The sequence below is a fragment of the Streptomyces capillispiralis genome (assembly GCF_007829875.1).
Classification (GTDB): domain Bacteria; phylum Actinomycetota; class Actinomycetes; order Streptomycetales; family Streptomycetaceae; genus Streptomyces; species Streptomyces capillispiralis.
In genome coordinates this window covers 249,629-271,358 of sequence record NZ_VIWV01000001.1, presented here as the reverse complement: position 1 = coordinate 271,358, position 21,730 = coordinate 249,629, and the positions used below count along the sequence as shown (strand labels likewise).

The 21,730-nt window shown below is 75.4% G+C and carries 2 protein-coding genes; both read left to right on the top strand.

Going from position 1 to position 21,730, the window contains the following annotated elements:
- Window positions 1–12 precede the first annotated feature (12 nt).
- Window positions 13–4,839 (top strand): type I polyketide synthase, encoded by a 4,827-nt coding sequence (locus FHX78_RS00835; RefSeq protein WP_145865528.1) that lies wholly within the window; start codon window positions 13–15, stop codon window positions 4,837–4,839.
- A gap of 298 nt (window positions 4,840–5,137) precedes the next feature.
- A complete protein-coding gene (locus FHX78_RS00830) occupies window positions 5,138–21,694 on the top strand; it encodes a type I polyketide synthase (protein ID WP_373313073.1) in 16,557 nt (5,518 codons plus the stop codon).
- The last annotated feature ends 36 nt before the right edge of the window (window positions 21,695–21,730 follow it).

The following is a 21,730-nucleotide window of genomic DNA, read 5'->3' as shown; positions in this document are numbered from 1 at the left end:
GGTTCTCCCGTCATGTCCGATGACAAAAAGCTCGTCGACTACCTCAAGTGGGTCACGGCCGACCTGCACAAGACCCGTCGGCGGCTGGAGGAGGCCGAGGCGAGCCGGCACGAGCCGATCGCCATCGTGGGCATGGCCTGCCGGCTGCCCGGCGAGGTCGCCTCCCCGGAGGACTTCTGGCGGCTGCTGGACGAGGGCCGCGACGGCATCGCCCCGTTCCCCACCGACCGGGGCTGGGACCTCGACGCCCTGGGCGGCGAGGGAGCGGGCAGCAGCGCCGCCGCCGAGGGCGGCTTCGTCGACGCCGCCGCCTTCGACGCCGGGTTCTTCGGCATCTCGCCGCGCGAGGCCGTCGCCATGGACCCGCAGCAGCGACTGCTGCTGGAGACCACCTGGGAAGCGGTGGAACGCGCCGGCCTCGATCCGGTGTCCCTGCGCGGCTCCCGCACCGGCGTGTTCGTCGGCACCGCCGGCGTCGACTACGTCGGCGTCGTGATGAACTCCCGCGAGGACGCGGAGGGCCACGCCACCACCGGCCTCACCGCCAGCGTCGTCTCCGGCCGCGTCGCCTACGCCTTCGACCTCGCCGGCCCGGCGGTCACCGTGGACACCGCCTGCTCCTCCTCCCTGGTCGCCGTCCACCTGGCCGCCCAGTCCCTGCGCCAGGGCGAGTGCGGCCTCGCCCTGGCGGGCGGCGTCACCGTCATGTCCACCCCGATGGGCTTCTCCGGCTTCACCCGCCAGGGCGGCATCTCCACCAGCGGCCGCTGCAAGGCGTTCGCCGACTCCGCGGACGGCACCGGCTGGTCCGAGGGCGCCGGCGTCCTCGTCCTGGAACGGCTCTCCGACGCCCGCCGCAACGGGCACCAGGTCCTCGCCGTCGTCCGTGGCTCCGCGGTCAACCAGGACGGCGCCTCCAACGGGCTCACCGCCCCCAACGGGCCCTCGCAGCAGCGCGTCATCCGGCAGGCCCTCGCCAGCGCCGGACTCTCACCCGCCGACGTGGACGCCGTCGAGGCCCACGGCACGGGCACACCCCTGGGCGACCCCATCGAGGCACAGGCACTGCTGGCCACCTACGGCCAGGACCGCCCCGAGGACCGGCCGCTGCTGCTCGGCTCGGTGAAGTCCAACATCGGCCACTCCCAGGCCGCCGCCGGTGTCGCCGGCGTCATCAAGACCGTCCTGGCCATCCGCCACGGCGTGCTGCCCAAGACCCTCCACGTCGACGCGCCCTCCACCCATGTCGACTGGACCGCGGGCAACGTCCGTCTCCTCACCGAACGCACCCCCTGGCCGGAGACCGGTCGGCCGCGCCGCGCCGCCGTGTCGTCCTTCGGCATCAGTGGCACCAACGCCCACCTGGTCGTCGAGCAGGCCCCCGAACCGGAGGAGCCGGAGCGGCCCGCGGCACCGACGGCCCACCCGACGGTCGTGCCGTGGCCGGTCGCCGGCAAGACGAAGGGCGCCCTGGACGCACAGCTCGCGGGTGTGTCGGCCCTGACCGACGCCACCGCACTGGACGTGGGCTTCTCCCTGGCGTCGGGGCGGTCGGTGTTCGAGCACCGGGCGGTCCTCCTCGCGGGCACGGAGGGCGAGCGGCCCGTCGAGGTCGCGCGCGGTCGCGCGGCACAGCGCTCGCTCGCCGTCCTGTTCTCGGGCCAGGGTTCGCAGCGGGCCGGGATGGGGCGTGAACTGTACGCCGCCTTCCCGGTGTTCGCCGAGGCCCTGGACGCCGTACTGCGCCACCTCGACGCGGAGCTGGAGCGTCCGCTGCGGGAGGTGCTGTTCGCGGAGGAGGGCACGCCCGAGGCGGGACTCCTGGACACGACCGGGTTCACTCAGCCCGCGCTGTTCGCCGTCGAGGTGGCGTTGTTCCGGCTGGTCGAGTCGTGGGGTGTGCGGCCGGAGTTCGTGGCCGGGCATTCCGTGGGTGAGATCACCGCCGCGCACGTGGCCGGGGTGCTGTCGTTGGAGGACGCGTGCGCGCTGGTCGCGGCGCGTGCCCGGCTGATGCAGGAACTCCCGGCCGGTGGCGCGATGGTGGCCGTGCAGGCGACCGAGGAGGAGATCACCCCGCGCCTGACCGATGACATCGCCCTGGCGGCGGTGAACGGTCCGGACGCGGTGGTGATCGCGGGCGCCGAGTCCGAGGTCGTGGCGCTGGCGGAGGAGTTCGCCGCGCAGGGCCGCAAGACGCAGCGCCTCTCCGTCAGCCACGCCTTCCACTCGGGCCTGATGGAGCCGATGCTCGACGCCTTCCGCGCGGTCGCCGAGAAGCTGACGTACGTCGAACCGGCCATCCCCGTCGTCTCCAACGTGACCGGCGAGATCGCCGGCCCCGAGCTGCTGTGCTCGGCCGACTACTGGGTGCGCCACGTCCGCGGCACCGTCCGCTTCGCCGACGGCGTGCGCGCGCTGGCCGACGGGGGAGCGGACGCCTTCCTGGAGCTGGGGCCCGGCGCCGTCCTCACCGCCCTGACCCGGGGGACCCTCGGGGACGAGGCGGACGCCGTGGCGGCACCCGCCCTGCGCGCCCGGCGCGACGAACAGACCGCACTGCTCACCGGGCTGGCCGAACTGCACGTCGCGGGCGTCCGCGTCGACTGGGCCGCCTTCTACGAGGGAAGCGGCGCCCGCCGCACCGACGTCCCCACCTACCCCTGGCAGCACCGCGCCTACTGGCCGCGGCCCCTCGCCTTCGCCGGGGACGTGGCCGGCGCCGGACTCACCCCCGCCGAACACCCCCTGCTCGGCGCGGCGGTGGCACTGGCCGACACCGGCGGAGTGCTGCTCACCGGGCGGGTGTCCCTGCGCACCCACCCCTGGCTCGCCGACCACACCATGGGCGGCATGGTCCTCTTCCCGGCGACCGGCTTCCTCGAACTGGCCGTGCGCGCCGGCGACCAGGTGGGCTGCGGCCGGGTGCAGGACCTCACCCTCACCACCCCGCTCGCGCTCGACGCCGGGAGCGCCGTCGCCGTCCAGGTGCGCGTCGGTGCCCCCGACGGGTCCGGCAACCGGGAACTCGGCATCCACTCCCGCTCCGCCGACGCCCCCGACGAGCCGTGGACCCGGCACGCCACCGGCGTCCTCGCCCCCGACGAGCGGCAGGTCGAGTTCGACGCCGCCCCGTGGCCGCCGCAGGGCGCCGAACCCCTCGACCTGACCGGCTTCTACGAGCGCACCGAGTACGGTCCCCTCTTCCAGGGCCTGCGCGCCGCCTGGACCCGCGGCGAGGAGGTCTTCGCCGAACTGGAACTGCCCGGCCGCACGGACGACGCCGAACTGTTCGCCCTGCACCCGGCCCTGCTCACCGCCGCACTGCACGCCGTGGAGTTCGTCGAACTGAAGGACGCCGACCAGGGCCTGCTGCCGTTCGCCTGGTCCGGGGTGTCCCTGCACGCCTCCGGCGCCGCCCGGCTGCGGGTGCGCCTGGCCAAGGCGGGGGAGGACACCGTGTCCATCGCAGCCGTCGACCCCGCCGGCCGGCCCGTCCTGTCGGTCGAGGCACTGGCCCTGCGCCCGTCGTCCGCCGCCCGGCTGCTCGGCCCCGGCGCCGCCGACCGGTCCGCCGCACCCGCCGCACGCACGGCCCGCCCGGCCGCGACCGTCTCCACGGTGCCGGTCGGCGCCGCCGACCCGGCGTCCTTCCGCGACCGGCTGACGACCCTCGGCGCCGCCGAACAGGAACAAGCCCTGCACGACCTGGTCGTCACCTGCGCCGCGGAACTCCTCGGCCACCCCGACACCTCCGAGGTCGACCCCGAACGGGACTTCCTGGAGCTCGGCTTCGACTCCCTCATCAGCATCGAACTGCGCCGCAGGCTCAGCGAGGCCACCGGCCTCCAACTGCCCGCCGGCATCGTCTACGACAGCGGCTCCCCGAACGGCCTCACCTCCTGGCTGCTCACCGAACTGGGCACCCAGGGCGGCGGTTCCGTCCCCCGGGGCGGCGGCGTGCCGGGCGGCCCGGTCGAGAACGACTCGATGGAGCGGCTGTTCCTCGACGGCCTCGCCCAGGGCAAGACCCGGGAGGCACAGCGCATGCTGGCCACCGTCGCCGCCCTGCGGCCCACCTTCGAGGCGACCGCCGAACTCGAGGACCTGCCCTGGCCGGTGACGCTCGCCGAGGGCCCGGCCGCCTCGAGACTGGTCTGCGTCAGCGCGCCCACCGCCAACGGCGGCGTCCACCAGTACGCCCAGCTCTCCGCCCACTTCCGGGGCAGCCGCGACGTGGCCGCACTGCCGCTGGTCGGCTTCGCCACCGGCGAGGCCCTGCCCGCCGGGCCCGAGGCCGCCGCCCGGGTGATCGCCGAGAGCGCCCTGCAGGCCGCCGACGGACGGCCCTTCGTCCTCGTCGGCCACTCCTCGGGCGGCTCCCTCGCCTACGCCGCCGCCGGCGTACTGGAGACCACGTGGGGCATCCGCCCCGCCGCCGTCGTACTGCTCGACACCCTGAGCATCCAGCACAAGAACGACGAGGGCGTGGACTTCTCGGGCATGATGCGGTTCAACTTCACCGCCGTCGACGACTCGCCCGTCCGGCTCACCAACTCCCGGCTGTCCGCGATGGGCCGCTGGATGGTCCTGCTCAACGCCCTCGACGTGCACCCCACCACCGCGCCCGTACTCGAGATCAAGTGCACCCGCGCCCTCATCGAGGGCGTCCCCGCACCGGACGCCGACACCCTGCACCGGCCGCTTGTGCCGTCGGCCACCGTACGGCCCGTCGACGCCGACCACCTCTCCGTGATCCGTGAGGACTCCGGCGCGGCCGCCGCCCTCATCGACGAGTGGCTGACCGAGCTGGAGGCCCCGGCGGCCGCCGACCGATGAACGGCCGAGCAGCCCCATAACCGAGCCGGCACGAGGGAATTCACCAGTTCTCCACCCCGGGCCGGGCGCACGTGGCACCCACCACGGCGCCCGGCCCCCTCTTTCCTCCGAGGCTCTAGGGAAACCCGCAGTCCGTGACGGCCAGACTGACCACCGGACCGGGTCGGCCTGCGACCCGGACCGGAAGACCGCCGGTCGGCGCTCCCCGCGCACCGCCGGTCCTTCCGACAGGGACGGGGCGTGGATCCGGACATCGCCGCTCTCCGCGTTTTCCGGAATCCGAGTGAGAGGTGGGCACCTGATGTCGAACGAGGACAAGCTCCGCGCGTACCTCAAGCGGGCGATCGCCGACCTCCAGGAGGCCCGGCAGCAGCTCAGCGAGGCCGAGAACCGCGACCGCGAGCCCGTCGCCGTCGTCGCCATGGCCTGCCGCTACCCCGGCGGTGCCCGCTCGCCCGAGGAACTGTGGGAGCTGGCCCGGGACGGCGTGGACGCCATCTCCGCGTTCCCCGCCAACCGCGGCTGGGACCTCGACCGGCTCTTCCACCCCGACCCCGCCCACCACGGCACCACCTACACCCGCGAGGGCGGCTTCCTGCACGAGGCCGGCGAGTTCGACCCGGCGTTCTTCGGGATCTCCCCGCGCGAGGCCCTCGCCATGGACCCGCAGCAGCGCCTGCTCCTGGAGACCTCCTGGGAGGCTTTGGAGCGTGCCGGCATCCTCCCCGACTCCCTCACCGGCAGCCCCACCGGCGTCTTCGTCGGCACCGGGCACGGCGACTACGACGGCGCCGCGCGCGGCCGTCACGAGGAGGTCGCCGGACACCTCCTGACCGGCAACACGGTCGCCGTCGCCTCCGGCCGTCTGTCCTACACGTACGGCTTCGAGGGCCCCGCCGTCACCGTCGACACCGCCTGCTCCTCCTCCCTGGTCGCCCTCCACCTGGCCGTGCGTTCCCTGCGCCAGGGGGAGTGCTCCCTCGCCCTGGCCGGCGGCGCCACCGTCATGTCGACACCGAAGATGTTCACCGAGTTCGCCCGCCAGCGCGGCCTGGCCGCCGACGGCCGCTGCAAGGCGTTCGCCGCCGCCGCCGACGGCACCGCCTGGTCCGAGGGCGTCGGCATGGTCCTGCTGGAGCGGCTCTCCGACGCCCGCCGCAACGGCCACCGGGTCCTCGCCGTCATCCGCGGCTCCGCCATCAACCAGGACGGCGCCTCCAACGGCCTCACCGCCCCCAACGGGCCCTCGCAGCAGCGCCTGATCCGCCAGGCCCTGATCGACGCCGGACTGTCCGCCGCCGAGGTCGACGTGGTCGAGGCGCACGGCACCGGCACGACCCTGGGCGACCCGATCGAGGCCCAGGCGCTGCTGGCCACCTACGGCCAGGACCGTCCCGCCGAGCGGCCGCTGCTGCTCGGCTCGCTGAAGTCGAACATCGGCCACACCCAGGCCGCCTCCGGTGTCGGCGGCGTCATCAAGATGGTGCAGGCCATGCGGCACGGCACGCTGCCCAAGAGCCTCCACATCGACGCGCCCACCCCGCACGCCGACTGGGCCGGCGGCGCCGTCGACCTGCTCACCGAGCACACCGACTGGCCGGAGACCGGCCGGCCGCGCCGCGCCGCCGTGTCCTCCTTCGGCGTCAGCGGCACCAACGCCCACCTGGTGCTGGAGCAGGCCCCGGAGCCGGAGCCGGAGCCGGCCGACGGGGCCGACGGCGAGCCGGTCCGGGCTCCGGCGTGGCTGCCGTGGGTGGTGTCGGCTAAGTCGCGTGAGGCGGTGCGGGAGCAGGCGGCGCGGCTGGCCGCGTCCGTGCGCGGCGCGGACGTCGGCGCGGACGCGCTGGACGTGGCGCACTCGCTGGTGTCGACGCGGGTCGCGATGGAGCACCGTTCGGTCGTCGTGGGCAGCGGCCTCGACGACCTGCTCGCCGGACTCGACGCCCTTGCCGCCGGCCGGCCCGCCCCCGGCCTCGTCGACGGCACCGCCACCGAAGGCGGCGGCGTCGTCTTCGTCTTCCCCGGCCAGGGCTCCCAGTGGACCGGCATGGCCAACGAACTCCTCAACACCTCCCCGGTGTTCGCCCGGCGGATGTCCGCCTGCGCCGACGCGCTCGCCCCCCACGTCGAGTGGTCGTTGCTGGATGTGGTGCGGGGTGTGGAGGGTGCTCCTTCGCTGGAGCGGGTGGATGTGGTGCAGCCGGTGTTGTGGGCTGTGATGGTGTCGTTGGCGGAGGTGTGGCGCTCGTGTGGTGTGCGGCCTGCTGCGGTGGTGGGTCATTCGCAGGGTGAGATCGCGGCCGCGTGTGTGGCGGGTGGTCTGTCGTTGGAGGATGCGGCGCTGGTGGTGGCGTTGCGTTCGCGTGCGTTGCGTGCTCTGTCGGGTGCGGGCGGCATGGTGTCGGTGGCGCGTGGTGTGTCGGTGGTGCGGGAGTTGGTCGGCCGGTGGGAGGGCCGGGTGTCGGTGGCGGCGGTGAACGGGCCGTCGTCGGTGGTGGTGTCGGGTGACGCGGATGCGTTGGACGAGCTGCTGGTGGTGTGTGAGGCGCAGGGGGTGCGGGCCCGTCGGGTGGCGGTGGACTACGCGTCGCACTCGGCTCATGTGGAGCGTATCGAGGGGGAGTTGGCGGAGCTGCTGGCTCCGGTGACGCCGCGTTCGTGTGAGGTGCCGTTCTATTCGACGGTGTCGGGTGGTGTGTTCGACACGGCCGGGCTGGACGCCGGTTACTGGTACCGGAATCTGCGGGGGACGGTGGAGTTCGAGGCGGCGACGCGTGCGCTGCTGGCGGACGGTTTCCGGGTGCTGGTGGAGGTGAGTGCGCATCCGGTCGTGGCGACGGGGGTGCGGGAGACGGTCGAGGACGCGGGTGTCGCCGCGGGTGTGGTGGGGACGCTGCGTCGTGACGAGGGCGGCTGGGAGCGGTTCACGCTGTCGCTCGGCGAGGCGTGGGCGTACGGCGCGGACGTCGACTGGGACGCGTTCTACGAAGGCACCCGCCCCCGCCGCGTCGACCTCCCCACCTACCCCTTCCGCCGCGACTGGTACTGGCTCACCCCCGACGAGACCGACCGGCCGACCGGCACCGGCGGCGACCCCGCCGACGGCGAGTTCTGGTCCGCCGTCGAGAGCGGTGACGTCACCCGTCTGTCCACCGTCCTGGACATCACCGGCGACGACACCGAGGCCTTCAGCAGCCTGCTGCCCGCACTCGCCTCCTGGCGCCGCCGCCGCACCCTGCGCACCACCCTCGACTCCTGGCGGCACCGCGTCCACTGGACCCCGCTGACCGGCGCCGCCGGCCCCGCCCCCGCCGGCCGCTGGCCCGCGCTCGTCCCGGCCGGGCACGCCGACGACCCCTGGGTCGACGACGTCCTCACCGTCCTCACCGCCCGCGGCCTGCGCGTCGAACGCCACGACCTCACCGGCGACGAGGACACCGCCGCCCTCACCGCCCTGCTCACCACCCCCGACGGCGAGGACCCCGCCGGAGTGCTGTCGCTGCTCGCCCTCGACGAGCGACCGCACCCCGACCACCCCGCCCTCCCGCGCGGCCTCGCCGCCGTCAAGGACCTGACGCACGCCCTCGCCGGCACCGGCACCCGCCTGTGGGCGCTCACCCGCGGCGCCGTCTCCGTCGACAGCCGGGACCCGCTGACCTCGCCCGTCCAGGCCGAGACCTGGGGCTTCGGCCGCGCCGTCGCCTTCGAACTCCCGGACACCTGGGGCGGACTCGTCGACCTGCCGCCCACCCCCGACCCGCGCGCCCTCGACCGCCTGCCCGGCCTCCTCGGCGGCACCGAGGACCAGCTCGCCGTGCGCGCCGCCGGCTCCTACGCCCGACGGCTCGCCCGGATGCCGCTGCCCGAACCCGCCGGCGACGCCGACCCCACCGGCACCTGGGCGGCGCACGACACCGTCCTGATCACCGGCGGCACCGGCGCCCTCGGCGCCCACGTCGCCCGCTCCCTGGCCGCCGCCGGCACCCGGCACCTGGTCCTCACGAGCCGCCGCGGCCCCGACGCTCCCGGCGTCGCCGAGCTCACCGCCGAACTCACCGCCCACGGCGCCCGCGTCACCGTCGCCGACTGCGACGTCGCCGACCGCGACCAGCTCGCCGCGCTCCTCGGCTCCCTCCCCGCCGACCTGCCGCTCACCGGCGTCGTCCACGCCGCGGGCGTCCTCGACGACGGCGTCCTCGACGCGCTCACCCCGGACCGCTTCGACGCCGTCCTGCGCCCCAAGACCCTCGGCACCGCACACCTGCACGAACTCACCCGCGACCACGACCTGTCGATGTTCGTGCTGTTCTCCTCCGTCGTCGGCGTCCTCGGCAACGCCGGACAGGCCAACTACGCCGCCGCCAATGCCTACCTCGACGCCGTCGCCGAGCAGCGCCGCGCCGCCGGCCTGCCCGTCACCTCCGTCGCCTGGGGCCCCTGGGCCGACGCCGGCATGGCCACCGCCGACGTCCTCACCGACCGGATGCGCCACGACGGACTCACCCCGATGGCGCCCGACACCGCCGTCGCCGCACTGCGCGCCGCCGTCACCGAGGGCGCCTCGCACGCCACCGTCGTCGACGTCGACTGGCCCTCGTACGCCGGTGTCCTGACCGCCGCCCGGCCCAGCCCCCTCATCGGCGACCTGCCCGAGGTCCGCCGCGCCCTGGAGGCCGCGAAGGCCGCCGCGCCCGACACCCACGCCCTGCGCGACCGGCTGCGCGGTCTCGCCCCCGCCGACCAGGACCGCCTGCTCACCGACCTGGTCCGTGCCGAGGTCGCCACCGCCCTGCGCCACGCCTCGCCCGAGGCCGTCGACGTGCACCGCGCCTTCAAGGACCTGGGCTTCGACTCGCTCACCGCCGTCGAGGTGCGCAACCGCATCACCGCCGCCACCGACGTCAAGCTGCCCACGACGCTCCTGTTCGACCACCCCAACACCGCCGCCGTCGTCGACCACCTCAAGGACCGGCTGCTCGGCGGACAGCGGCCCGCCGCCGCACCCGTGGTCGTCGCGGCCGGCGTCACCGACGAGCCGATGGCCGTGGTCGCCATGGCCTGCCGCTTCCCCGGAGGGGTCACCAGCCCCGAGGAACTCTGGGACCTGATGGTCGCCGAGGTCGACGCGGTGTCCACCCCGCCCGCCGACCGCGGCTGGGACCTCGACTCGATGTACGACCCCGACTCCGAACGGCAGGGCACCACCTACAGCCGTGAGGGCGGCTTCATCCAGGACGTCGCCGGATTCGACCCGGCGTTCTTCGGGATCTCCCCGCGCGAGGCCCTCGCCATGGACCCGCAGCAGCGCCTGCTCCTGGAGACGTCCTGGGAGACGTTCGAACGCGCCGGCATCGACCCGGAGACCCTGCGTTCCACCGCCACCGGGGTCTTCGTCGGCACCATCAACACCGACTACCAGGTCCGCCTCGGCGGCGCCGCCGCCCAGGAGCAGCTGGCCGGCCACCTCATGACCGGTAACGCCTCCAGCATCGCCTCCGGCCGACTGTCCTACACGTACGGCTTCGAGGGCCCCGCCGTCACCATGGACACCGGCTGCTCGTCCTCCATGGTCGCCCTGCACCTGGCCCTGCAGTCGCTGCGCACCGGCGAGTGCACCATGGCCCTGGCCGGCGGCGTCACCATCATGTCCACCCCCGAGCCCTACGTGGAGTTCTCCCGGCAGCGCGGCCTCGCCCCCGACGGCCGCTGCAAGGCGTTCGCCGAGGGCGCCGACGGCATGGGCTTCGCCGAGGGCGTCGGCCTCGTCCTGCTGGAGCGCCTGTCCGACGCCCGCCGCAACGGCCACCCCGTGCTCGCCGTGGTGCGCGGCTCCGCCCTCAACCAGGACGGCGCCTCCAACGGCCTCACCGCCCCCAACGGGCCCTCGCAGCAGCGCGTCATCCGCCAGGCCCTCGCCAACGCCGGACTGTCCGCCACCGAGATCGACGTGGTCGAGGCGCACGGCACCGGCACCCCGCTCGGCGACCCCATCGAGGCGCAGGCCATCCTCGCCACCTACGGCCAGGACCGTCCCGCCGACCGGCCGCTGCTGCTCGGCTCGCTGAAGTCGAACATCGGCCACACCCAGGCCGCCGCGGGTGTCGGCGGCATGATGAAGATGGTGCTCGCGATGCGGCACGGCATGGTGCCCAGGAGCCTGCACATCACCGAACCCACCTCGGTCGTCGACTGGTCCGGCGGTGCGGTCCGCCTGGTCACCGAGGCCACCCCGTGGCCGGACGCCGGCCGGCCACGCCGCGCGGGCATCTCCTCCTTCGGCATCAGCGGCACCAACGGCCACCTCATCCTCGAACAGGCCCCGGAGCCGGAGCCGGCCGACGGGGCTGACGGCGAGCCGGTCCGGGCTCCGGCGTGGCTGCCGTGGGTGGTGTCGGCGAAGTCGCGTGAGGCGGTGCGGGAGCAGGCGGCGCGGCTGGCCGGATCCGTGCGCGACAGTGGCGCGGGCGCGCTGGACGTGGCGCACTCGCTGGTCTCGACCCGCGTCGCCATGGACCACCGCGCGGTCGTCGTCGGCAGCGACCTCGACGGCCTCCTCTCCGGCCTTGACGCGCTCGCCGCCGACGAGCCGTCCGCCCGCGTGGTGGACGGCGTCGCCGAGACCGGACCGGGCGCCGTGTTCGTCTTCCCGGGCCAGGGCTCCCAGTGGACCGGCATGGCCGTCGAACTCCTGGACACCTCCCCGGTGTTCGCCGCCCGCATGGCGGAGTGCGCGGCCGCCCTGTCACCGCACGTCGAGTGGTCGTTGCTGGATGTGGTGCGGGGTGTGGAGGGTGCTCCTTCGCTGGAGCGGGTGGATGTGGTGCAGCCGGTGTTGTGGGCTGTGATGGTGTCGTTGGCGGAGGTGTGGCGGTCGTGTGGGGTGCGGCCTGCTGCGGTGGTGGGTCATTCGCAGGGTGAGATCGCGGCCGCGTGTGTGGCGGGTGCTCTGTCGTTGGAGGATGCGGCGCTGGTGGTGGCGTTGCGTTCGCGTGCGCTGCGCGCTCTGTCGGGGCTTGGCGGCATGGTGTCGGTGGCGCGTGGTGTGTCGGTGGTGCGGGAGTTGGTCGGCCGGTGGGAGGGCCGGGTGTCGGTGGCGGCGGTGAACGGGCCGTCGTCGGTGGTGGTGTCGGGTGACGCGGACGCGTTGGACGAGCTGCTGGTGGTGTGTGAGGCGGAGGGGGTGCGGGCCCGTCGGGTGGCGGTGGACTACGCGTCGCATTCGGCTCATGTGGAGCGTATCGAGGGTGAGTTGGCGGAGCTGCTGGCTCCGGTGACGCCTCGTTCCTGTGAGGTGCCGTTCTATTCGACGGTCTCCGGTGGTGTGATCGACACCGCTTCGCTGGATGCGGGTTACTGGTACCGGAATCTGCGGGGGACGGTGGAGTTCGAGGCGGCGACGCGTGCGTTGCTGGCGGATGGTTTCCGGGTGCTGGTGGAGGTGAGTGCGCATCCGGTCGTGGCGACGGGGGTGCGGGAGACGATCGAGGACGCGGGTGTTCCGGCCGGTGTGGTGGGGACGCTGCGGCGTGACGAGGGCGGCTGGGAGCGCTTCACGCTGTCGCTCGGTGAGGCGTGGGCGTACGGCGCGGACGTCGACTGGGACGCGTTCTACGAAGGCACCCGCCCCCGCCGCGTCGACCTCCCCACCTACCCCTTCCAGCGGCAGCACTACTGGCCCCGCTTCGCCGACTCCGCCGGCGACGTCACCTCCGCCGGATTGGAGTCCCCCGACCACCCCCTGCTCGGCGCCTCGGTCGAACTCGCCGGCGGCGACGGACTCGTCGCCACCGCCCGCTGGTCCCTGCGCGGCCAGCCCTGGCTCGCCGACCACGCCGTCTCCGGCACCGTCATCGTCCCCGGCACCGCCCTCGTCGAGTCCGTCATCCGCGCCGGTGACGTCCTCGGCGTCGGCAGCGTCGACGAACTGACTCTCCAGGCCCCCGTCGTCCTCCAGCAACGCGGCGAGGTCCAGGTCCAGATCGGCATCGGCGACGCCGACGACTCCGGCCGCCGCCCCGTCACCGTCCACACCCGGGCCACCGGACCCGACGGCGACACCGAGGACCTGTGGACCCTGCGCGCCCAGGGCACCCTCGCCGAACCGGGCGTCCCCGCCGTGGCGCGGCCCGAGGACTTCACCGCCTGGCCGCCGCCCGGCGCCACCGCCCTGGCCGCCGACGGCTTCTACGACCTGCTCGCCGGCCGCGGCTACGAGTACGGCCCCGCCTTCCAGGGCGTCCGCGCCACCTGGCGGCGCGGCGACGACGTGTTCGCCGAGGTCGTCCTGCCCGACCAGGTGCGCGGCGACGCCGCCCGGTTCGGCATCCACCCCGCCCTGCTCGACGCCGCCCTGCACGCCGCCGGGCTCGCCCCCGGCGGCGACGACCGCACCGTCGTCCCCTTCGCCTGGTCCGGAGTCTCCCTGTACGCCACCGGCGCCACCGCGCTGCGCGTACGGATCTCCCCGGCCGGCGAGGACACCGTCACCGTCCACCTGACCGACCCGAGCGGCGCGCCCGTCGCCGTCATCGACGCGCTGGCCGTCCGCGAGGTGGCCGCCGAGACCCTCGACCCGTCCGCACGGGCCGCCCGCGACTGGCTGTTCCACCTCGACTGGACCCCCCTCACGCCCGCCGCCACCCCCGCCGACGCGACCGGCTGGGCCGTGCTCGGCACGCCGGGCACCCCCGTCACCGCCCCCGACGGAACCGGCACCCCGCTGCCTGCCCTAGCCGACCTCACCGCGCTCGACACCACCACCGGCCGACCGCCCGGCACCGTCCTGCTGTTCGCCGGAGGGAACGCGACGGCCGCACCCGGCGACGACACCCCGGCCGCCCCGGACACCGTCCTCGCGGAGGTCCTGACCACCGTCAACGGCTGGCTCGCCGACGACCGCACCGCGGACATCCCGCTCGTCGTGGTCACCCGCGGCGCCGTCGCCACCGGACCCGGCGACCCCGCGCAGGACCTGCCCGGTGCCGCCGTCTGGGGCCTGGTGCGCTCCGCGCAGTCGCAGCACCCCGGCCGCCTCGTCCTCGCCGACCTCGACGTCCACGACGACTCCTGGCAGGCCCTGCCCGCCGCGCTCGCCACCGGCGAACCGCAGCTCGCCCTGCGCCAGGGCACCGCCCACGCGCCCCGGCTGGCCCGCCCCCGCACCGCCGACACCCTGACCGCCCCCGACGGCGCCGCCGCCTGGCGCCTGGACATCCCCGTCAAGGGCTCCGTCGACCAGCTGGAACTGGTGCCCTGCCCCGAGATCACCGACGCGCCCGCGCCCGGACACGTCCTCATCGAGGTCCGCGCCGCCGGACTCAACTTCCGCGACGTCCTCAACACCCTCGGCATGTACCCCGGCCCCGCCGTCCTCCTCGGCGCCGAAGCCGCCGGCGTCGTCACCGCCACCGGCCCCGGCGTCACCGGCCTCGCCCCCGGCGACCGCGTCATGGGCCTGGTCACCGGCGGCTTCGGCACCCACGCCGTCGCCGACGCCCGCATGGTCGCCCCCGTGCCCGACGGCTGGACCTTCACCCAGGCCGCCTCCGTCCCCGTCGCCTTCCTCACCGCCTACTACGGCCTGCGCGACCTCGCCGGCCTCACCGCCGGAGAGTCCGTCCTCGTCCACGCCGCAGCCGGCGGCGTCGGCATGGCCGCCGCCCAGCTCGCCCGGCACTGGGGCGCCGAGGTCTACGGCACCGCCGGCGACCACAAGCGGCGCCTGCTGCGCGCCGAGGGCTGGGCCGACGACCACCTCGCCTCCTCCCGCACCCTCGACTTCGAGGACCGGTTCCGGCAGACCAGCGGCGGTCGCGGCGTCGACGTCGTACTGAACTCGCTGGCCGGCGACTTCGTCGACGCCTCGCTGCGCCTGCTCGCCCCCGGCGGACGCCTCGTCGAGATGGGCAAGACCGACGTCCGTGACCCCGACCAGGTCACCGCCGACCACCCCGGCGTCGCCCTCTACCAGGCGTACGAACTGCGCGAGGCCGGCGAGGACCGCATCCAGGAGATGTTCGCCGACCTCACCCGCCTCTTCGCCGACGGCTCCCTCAGCCCGCTGCCCACCGTCACCTGGGACGTCCACCACGCCCGCGACGCCTTCCGCCACATGGCGCAGGCCAAGCACTACGGCAAGATCGTCCTCACCGTGCCGCGCGCCTGGAACCCCGACGGCACCGTCCTCATCACCGGCGGCACCGGCACCATCGGCGGCATCCTCGCCCGCCACCTCGTCACCCGGCACGGCATGCGTCACCTGCTGCTCACCGGCCGCCGCGGCCCCGACGCCCCCGGCGCCGCCGAGCTGCGCGACGAACTCACCGCCCTCGGCGCCCGGGTGACCGTCGCCGCCTGCGACGCCGCCGACGCCGACCAGCTCGCCGCCACCCTCGCCGCCGTACCCGCCGACCACCCGCTCATCGCCGTGGTGCACGCGGCCGGCGCCCTCGACGACGGCGCCCTCGAACACCTCACCCCCGACCGGCTCCGCACCGTCCTCGCGCCCAAGGCAGACGCCGCCCGCCACCTGCACCGCCTCACCCGCGACCTCGACCTCGCGGACCTGGTGCTCTTCTCCGCCGGCGCCGGCGTCTTCGGCAACGCCGGACAGGCCAACTACGCCGCCGCCAACACCTACCTCGACGCCCTCGCCCACCGCCGCCGCGCCGACGGCCTGCCCACCACCTCCCTGTCCTGGGGCCTGTGGGCCGACGCCAGCGCCATGACCGGCCACCTCGACGACACCGACCTCGCCCGTGTCCGCCGCTCCGGCGTCCTGCCGCTGTCCGCGGCCGACGGCATGGCCCTCTTCGACGCCGCGCTCGCCGAACAGCGCCCGCACCTGGTGCCCGTCCGCCTCGACACCGGACGGCTGCGCACCGGCGACGGCGAGATCCCGCACCTGCTGCGCGCCCTGTACCGGGGCCCGGTCCGCCGCACCGCCCGGGCGGGCGCCGCCGACGGCACCGACGGACTGCGGCTGCGCCTGGCCGGCCTGACCGCCGACGACCGGCTCACCCTGCTGCGCGACCTCGTCGCCACCCACGCCGCCGCCGTCCTCGGCCACACCGACCCCGACCAGCTGCACGGCGGCCGCGCCTTCCGCGACCTCGGCTTCGACTCGCTGACCGCCGTCGAACTGCGCAACCGGCTCAACGCCGCCACCGCGCTGCGGCTGCCCGCCACCCTCGTCTTCGACCACCCGACCCTCGCCGAACTCGCCGCCCACCTCGACGGCGAACTCTCCGGCGGCGCCCCCGCCACCGCGCCCGCCGCCCCGGCACCGCTCCCGGCCGCCGCCGGAGGGGACGAGCCGTTCGCGATCGTCGGCATGGCCTGCCGCCTCCCCGGCGGGGTGCGCTCCCCGGAGGACCTGTGGCGGCTCCTCGCCGACGGCGCCGACGCCATCGCCGAGTTCCCCGGCGACCGCGGCTGGGACCTCGACGGCCTCTACGACGCCCTGCCCGGCGACCAGGTCACCTCCCGCACCCGCGAGGGCGGCTTCCTGCACGACGCCGCCGACTTCGACGCCGACTTCTTCGGGATCTCCCCGCGCGAGGCCCTCGCCATGGACCCGCAGCAGCGGCTCCTGCTGGAAACCGCCTGGGAGACGTTCGAACGCGCCGGCATCGACCCCCGGTCGGTGCGCGGCAGCCGCACCGGCGTCTTCGCCGGCCTGTCCTCCAGCGACTACCTCAAGCGCGTCACCCACGTCCCCGACGAGATCGCCGGCTACGTCAACAACGGCAACGCCAACAGCATCGTCTCCGGCCGCGTCGCCTACACCCTCGGTCTGGAGGGCCCGGCCGTCACCGTCGACACCGCCTGCTCCTCCTCCCTCGTCGCCCTGCACATGGCGCTCCAGGCGCTGCGCCGCGGCGAGTGCAGCATGGCCCTGGCCGGCGGCGTCACCGTGATGTCCTCGCCGGAGATCATCGTCGACTTCTCCCGCCAGCGCGGTCTGGCCGCCGACGGCCGCTGCAAGCCGTTCGCCGCCGCCGCCGACGGCACCGGCTTCTCCGAGGGCGTCGGCCTGATCCTCGTCGAGCGGCTCTCCGACGCCCGCCGCAACGGCCACCAGGTCCTCGCCGTCGTCCGTGGCTCCGCCGTCAACCAGGACGGCGCCTCCAACGGCCTGACCGCCCCCAACGGGCCCGCCCAGCAGCGCGTCATCCGCCAGGCCCTGGCCGACGCCGGCGTCGGCGCCGCCGAGGTCGACGCCGTCGAGGCGCACGGCACCGGCACCCGCCTCGGCGACCCCATCGAGGCACAGGCGCTCCTCGCCACCTACGGCCAGGACCGCGACCCCGGACGGCCGCTGCTGCTCGGCTCCGTCAAGTCGAACATCGGGCACACCCAGGCCGCCGCGGGCGTGGCCGGCGTCATCAAGATGGTCCTCGCCCTGCGGCACGGCCTGCTGCCCAAGAGCCTGCACGTCGACGCGCCCACCCCGCACGTCGACTGGTCCACCGGCGCCGTCAGCGTCCTCGCCGAGGCCACCGAATGGCCCGAACCGGCCACCCCCCGCCCCCTGCGCGCCGCCGTGTCATCCTTCGGCATCAGCGGCACCAACGCCCACGTCATCCTCGAACAGGCCCCGGCCGACCCGCAGTCCGCCGACGGGGCGGGAAGCGACACCGACGACGCACCGGAAGGCCGCGCCGAGCACCCGCTGCCCTGGATCCTGTCCGCCCGCAGCGACGCCGCCCTGCGCGGCCAGGCCCGCGCCCTCCTCGCCCACCTCGACGCCCACCCCGGCCTCGCGCCCGCCGACATCGCCCTGTCCCTCGTGACCCGCCGGGCCACCCTGGAGAAGCGCGCCGTCGTCGTCGCCACCACCACGGGCGACTTCCGCGCCGGCCTCGCCGCCCTCGCCGACGGCACCCCCTCGCCCGCCGTGACCAGCGGCGGCCGGGGCGCCGGCCGCGACCGCAGGGCCGTCCTCGTCTTCCCCGGCCAGGGCTCCCAGTGGGCCGGCATGGGCGCCGAACTCCTCAAGGCCTCACCGGTGTTCGCCGCACGGATCGCCGCCTGCGCCGACGCCCTCGCCCCGCACGTCGACTGGTCCCTCACCGACGTACTGCGCGCCGCCGACGGCGCGCCCTCCCTCGACCGGGTCGACGTCGCCCAGCCCGCGTTGTGGGCGGTGATGGTCGCGCTCGCCGAGGTGTGGCGTGCCCACGGCCTCAAGCCCGCCGCCGTCCTCGGTCACTCCCAGGGCGAGATCGCCGCCGCCGCCGTCAGCGGCGCCCTGTCCCTCGAGGACGCCGCGCGGATCGTCGCCGTGCGCAGCCTCGCCATCGCCCGCGAACTCTCCGGTCACGGCGGCATGGTGGCCGTCACCGCACCGCACGACGAGGTCGCCGCGCTCGTCGCCGACCTGCCCGGCGTGTCGGTCGCCGCCGTCAACGGCCCCTCCTCCGTGGTGGTCTCCGGCGACACCGACGGCCTCGACACCCTCCTCGCCGGCTGCGCGGAGCGGGGCGTGCGCGCCCGCCGCATCCCCGTCGACTACGCCTCCCACTCCGCGTACGTCGACCGGCTCGCCGAGAGCCTGCCCGCGGCCCTGGCCGGTGTCGAACCCCGCGACGGCGACATCCCGTTCTTCTCCACCGTCACCGCCGACTGGCTGCCCGGCACCGACCTGGACGCCCCCTACTGGCACCGCAACCTGCGCGGCACCGTCCGTCTGGAGGAGTCCCTGCGCGCCCTCCTCGACCAGGGCCACGACGTGTTCGTCGAGTGCAGCCCGCACCCGGTGCTCACCGTCGGCATCGAGGACACCGTCACCGCCGCCGGAGCCGACGCGGTCGCCCTCGGTTCCCTGCGCCGCGACGACGGCGGCACCGACCGGGTGCTGACCGCGCTGGCCGCCGCCCACGTCGCCGGCGTCCCCGTCGACTGGCGGCCCGCCGTCGCCCACGGCCGCCCGGTGGACCTGCCCACCTACGCCTTCCAGCGCGAGCGGTACTGGCTGGAGGCGACCGGCGCCCAGGCGGACCCGACCGGACTCGACACGGTCGTACGGCTCGCCGACGGCGGCGCCGTCCTCGGCGGCGGACTGTCGCTGACCGCGCAGCCCTGGCTGGACGCCCACCGCGTGCACGGCACCGCCGTCGTCCCCGCCACCGCCCTGCTCGACTGGGCGGTACGGGCCGGCGACGAGACCGGTAGCCCGACCGTCACCACCCTCGACGAACACACCCCGGTCGCCGTCCCCGAACGGGGCCGCGTCGACCTCCAGATCACCGTCTCCGCACCCGAGGGCACCGGCGACGACCCCGGCCGGCGCACCCTCACCGTCCACTCCCGCACCCCCGACCCGGACGGCACCGACGTGCCCTGGACCCTGAACGCCACCGGCACCCTCACCGCCGGCGACCCGGCGCCCGCCCCGGCAGGACCGGTCACCTGGCCGCCCGCCGGCGCCTGCCCCGCCGACCCCGACCGGGCGCACGACCGCCTCGACGGCAGCGGCCTGGACACCGGCGCCGCCTTCCGCACCCTGCGCGCGGTGTGGCGGCACGGCACCGACCTCCTCGCCGACGTGGAACTCCCCGAGGACGCCCGCGCCGACACCGACCGGTTCCGCGTCCACCCGGCGCTGCTCCAGACGGCCCTCGCCCTGGCCGCCACCCCCGAGCACGCCAACGCGCCCGCACTGCCGCAGCGCTGGCAGGACGTCACCGTGTACGCCACCGGCGCCACCCGGCTGCGCCTGCGGCTGACCGGCGACGGCGACACCTGGACGGTCCACGCCCACGACGGCACCGGAGCCCCCGTCCTCACCGCCACCGCCACCACCCGCCCGGCCACCCCCGACCGGCTCCCGGCCGCCACCGCCCCCGACGCCCTGCACCGCGTCGAGTGGACCCCGTGGACCGGCGACACCGACCCGGCCGACCTCACCGGCCCCTGGGCGGTCGTCGGAAGCCCCGGACGCCTCACCGCCGCGCTCGAACGCGCCGGCGCCACCGTCCACGTCCACCCCACCCTCGACGACCTCACCGCCGCCCTCGACAGCGGCGACACCGAACAGCCGGCCGTGGTCGTCGTCCCCCACACCCACGCCACCGGCACCGCCGCCCAGGACGTGGTGACCGCCGCCCACACCTCCGCCCACCGGGCACTGCACCTGGCCACCACCTGGCTGAGCGACCCGCGCCACACGGCCACCCGGCTCCTCGTGGTGACCGAGGGCGCCCTCGCCACCGGACCCGACGACAGCGTCCCGGCTCTCGCCGACGCCACCGTCTGGGGCCTGCTGCGGTCCGCCCAGACCGAACACCCCGGCCGCTTCCTCCTCGCCGACCTCGATCCGACCACCGACAGCGCGGCCGACAGCGCGGCCGACGGCACGGACCACGCCGACCCGTCGGCCACCGCTCTGCTCGCCGCCGTCGCCGCGACCGGCCGCACCGGCGAGCACCAGTTCGCCGTGCGCTCCGGCACCGTCACCGTGCCCCGCCTGGTCCGCGCCGGCCGCGACAGCACCACACCCGCGGACAGCACCCCGTGGGGCGACGACACGACGACCGGCACCGTCCTCGTCACCGGCGGCACCGGCGTCCTCGGCGCGCTCGTCGCCCGCCACCTCGTCACCCGGCACGGCGTACGCCACCTGCTGCTCACCGGCCGCCGCGGCCCCGACGCCCCCGGCGCCGCGGCCCTGCGCGACGAACTCACCGCCCTCGGCGCCGAGGTCTCCGTCGTCGCCTGCGACGCCGCCGACCGCGACCAGCTCGCCGCGACCCTCGCCGCCGTACCCGCCGAGCACCCCCTGACCGCCGTGGTGCACGCGGCCGGCGTCCTCGACGACGGCCTCCTCGACACCCTCACCCCCGGACGCCTCGACCACGTCCTGCGGCCCAAGGCCGACGCCGCCTGGAACCTGCACGAACTCACCCGCGACACCAAGCTCTCCGCGTTCGTGCTGTTCTCCTCCTATGCGGGCCTCGCCGGCGGCCCCGGCCAGGCCAACTACGCCGCCGCCAACGCCTTCCTCGACGCCCTCGCCCAGCACCGGCGCGCCCGCGGCCTCACAGCCGTCTCCCTCGCCTGGGGCTTCTGGGAGGACCGCAGCGACCTCACCGGCACCCTCGACGAAGCCGACCTCGCCCGACTGGACCGGGCCGGCATCCGCCCCCTCACCGCCGACCAGGGCCTCGGCCTGCTCGACGCGGCCACCGCCCTGGACACCGCCCACCTGGTGCCCGTACGACTCGACCCGTGCGCCCTGCGCGCCGACCAGGTGCCCCCGCTGCTGCGGGCCCTCGCCCGGCCGGCCGCCCGCCGCGCCGCCGACGCCGCGACCACGGGCGGACCGCAGGACTTCCGCCGCAGGCTCGCCGCGCTCAGCGGCCCCCAGCAGCAGGCCCTGCTGCACCGCACGGTCATCGGCCACGTCGCCGCCGTCCTCGGCCACGCCTCCGCCGAGGCCCTGGACTCCGGGCGCGGCTTCCTCGACCTCGGCATGTCCTCCCTGACCGCGGTCGAACTCCGCAACCGGCTCAACGCGGAGACGGGCCTGACCCTGCCCACCACCCTCATCTTCGACCACCCGGACCCGGCCGCCCTCGTCCGCCACCTGCGGGACGAACTCGGCACCGGCGGCACCGGACCCGGCGACGCGGACCAGCCCGTCTTCGCCGAACTGGCCGACCTCGAAGCCGCCGTGCACGGCACCGAACTCGACGACCAGGACCGGGCCCGCCTGGCCAAGCGCCTCCAGGCCCTCCAGTGGAAGCTCGACGCCACCACGGAGACCACCGGCGAGCGCGACGACACCGACCTCGACACCACCACGGACGACGAGATGTTCGACCTGATCGACAACGAACTCGGCCTCGCCTGACCCACCCGGCCCGGCCCCGCGTCCTTCCAGCCAGAA